The following is a 2,507-nucleotide window of genomic DNA, read 5'->3' as shown; positions in this document are numbered from 1 at the left end:
TGGATCGGGATCGTGAACACGTAGATCGGGGATCGTGAACGGGGTGGTATCCCCTGACCTCCACGACGGAGGGGGCAGGCGACCACGGAGCGACGCTGGGCAGCGGAGACCGCGCTGACTCCCTCGAGAGGAGGGGTTGGTGGCGGGCCAGAGGCTGTCCATGCGGAAGACGCGCGAGATTCTGAGGCAGAAGTGGTGCCTGGGGCGGAGCCATCGGGAGGTGGCACGGAGCCTGGGCAAGAGCGTCGGGGTGATCAGCGCGACGCTCGCCCGGGCGGCGGAGGCAGGGCTCGACTGGGGGGCGGTCGGCGCGCTCTCGGACGAGGCGCTCGACGGCCGGCTGTACGGGAGTGCGGCCGGGGGGCGTGGCCGGGTGCTGCCGGACTTCGCCGTGGTGCATGCCGAGCACAAGCGGCCCGGGGTGACACTCGAGCTGCTGCATCTCGAGTACCTGCAGCAGCATCCCGACGGCTATCTCTATACGCAGTTCTGTGAGTATTACCGGCGCTGGCTGAAGCGGCGACGGCTCTCGATGCGGCAGCTGCATCGCGCGGGCGAGAAGCTCTTCGTCGACTACGCAGGTCAGAAGCCGCAGATTGTGGATGCGCAGACGGGCGAGGTCACGCCGGTCGAGCTCTTCGTGGCCGCGCTCGGGGCGTCGAGCCGTACCTATGCCGAGGCCACGCTGACGCAGCGCGTGCCGGACTTCCTGGCGAGCCACGTACGGGCGTTCGAGTACTTCGGCGGGGTTGCGGCCGCGGTCGTGCCCGATCAGCTCAGGAGCGGCGTCACGACGCCGTGTCGCTACGAGCCCGGCGTGCAGCGCGCCTACGAGGAGCTGGCCCAGCACTACGGCACGATCATCTTGCCGGCCCGGCCCGGAAAGCCACGCGACAAAGCCAAGGTCGAAGTTGCCGTGCAGGTGGCTGAGCGCTGGATCCTGGCCCGGCTGCGCCACGAGGAGTTCTTCTCGCTGACGGCGCTCAACGCACGGATCCGGGAGCTGCTCGTCGATCTCAATGCCCGCACGATGCGCGCCTACGGCGCCAGCCGGCAGGAGCTCTTCGAGCGGATCGATCGGCCGGCACTCAAGCCGCTGCCCGCAGAGCGGTTCATCCACGCCGAGTGGAAGACGGCGCGCGTGAATCTCGACTACCACGTGGAGCTCGATCGTCACTACTACTCCGTACCCTACGCTCTGGCCCACGAGAGCGTGGAGCTGCGTTTCACCGCCGCGACGGTCGAGGTCTTCTTGCGGGGCCAGCGCGTGGCCTCCCACGCCCGAAGCGTCGAGCGCGGCCGCCACACGACGACCCCCGAGCACATGCCGAAGGCGCATCAAAGGCACCTGGCCTGGACGCCGTCGCGGCTGGTCCACTGGGCAACGAGCATCGGGCCCGGGACGGCCGCGCTGGTGGAGGCGATCCTCGTCGACCGGCCGCACCCCGAGCAGGGCTACCGCTCGTGCCTGGGCATCCTGCGCCTGGCCAAGCGCTACGGGCCCAAGCGGCTCGAGGCCGCCTGTACGCGCGCGGTGGCTGTCCGCGCACGCTCGTATCGCCATGTCGACTCGATCCTGAAGCGAGGCCTGGATCGCGTGCCGCTGCCCGCGATCCAAACGCAAGCAGCGCCCCCCGCGCACGAGAACGTGCGCGGCGCCGGCTACTACGAACCCCACCCGAACGAAGGAGACGTGCATGCTGAACGAACCGACGATGGACAAGCTGATGGCCCTGCGCCTGAACGCACTGGCAGCGGCCTGGACGGAGCAGCAGCGAAGCCCGGAGAGCAACAGCCTCTGCTTTGATGAGCGGCTCGGGCTCCTGGTCGATGCCGAGTGGCTCGACCGCCAGAACAAGCGCCTGGGCCGCGTGCTGCGCGAGGCGAAGCTGCGACTCGGCCATGCCTGCATCGAGGACATCGACTACCCGGCCCGGCGTCAGCTGGACCGTGCCCTCGTACGCCAGCTCGCGACCTGCACCTGGGTCGAGCAGCATCACAACGTGGTCATCACCGGACCCACCGGCGTCGGGAAGACCTACCTTGCCTGCGCACTCGCGCAGCAGGCCTGTCGCAAGGGCTACCGGGCCCTCTACCGCCGCGTCCCGCGCCTGTTCGACGAGCTCACGCTCGCCCGCGCCGATGGGACCTACCCGCGCCTGCTCACCCGCCTGGCCCGCATCGACGTGCTCGTCCTCGACGACTGGGGGCTCGCGCCCCTGGCCGACCTCCAGCGCCGCGATCTGCTCGAGATCATCGACGACCGCCACGGCAACCGGTCCACGATCCTCTCCAGCCAGATCCCCGTCGGCAACTGGCATGACCACCTCGGCGACCCGACCATCGCCGATGCCATCTGCGACCGGCTGCTCCACAACGCCCACCCACTCGTGCTACAAGGGCCCTCGCGAAGGAAGGAGTCCCCGGGGAAAGACTGAAACCAACCAGCGTCGCTCCGCTCCGTTCACGATGGCCGATCGGAGTGTTCACGATGAGCGAAATGCGCA

The 2,507-nt window shown here is 69.1% G+C and carries 1 protein-coding gene and 1 pseudogene; both read left to right on the top strand.

The genetic code is table 11. The features are described from left to right. Positions 1-139 precede the first annotated feature (139 nt). Positions 140-1,669, top strand: a pseudogene (gene istA, locus IT306_27775) (IS21 family transposase). Positions 1,670-1,697: 28 nt separating this feature from the next. Continuing rightward, positions 1,698-2,438 (top strand): IS21-like element helper ATPase IstB, encoded by a 741-nt coding sequence (gene istB / locus IT306_27770; protein ID MCC7372245.1) that lies wholly within the window; start codon positions 1,698-1,700, stop codon positions 2,436-2,438. Positions 2,439-2,507 lie beyond the last annotated feature (69 nt).

The organism is Chloroflexota bacterium (assembly GCA_020850535.1).
Classification (GTDB): domain Bacteria; phylum Chloroflexota; class UBA6077; order UBA6077; family JACCZL01; genus JADZEM01.
This window is presented reverse-complemented; position numbering and strand designations above follow the sequence as displayed.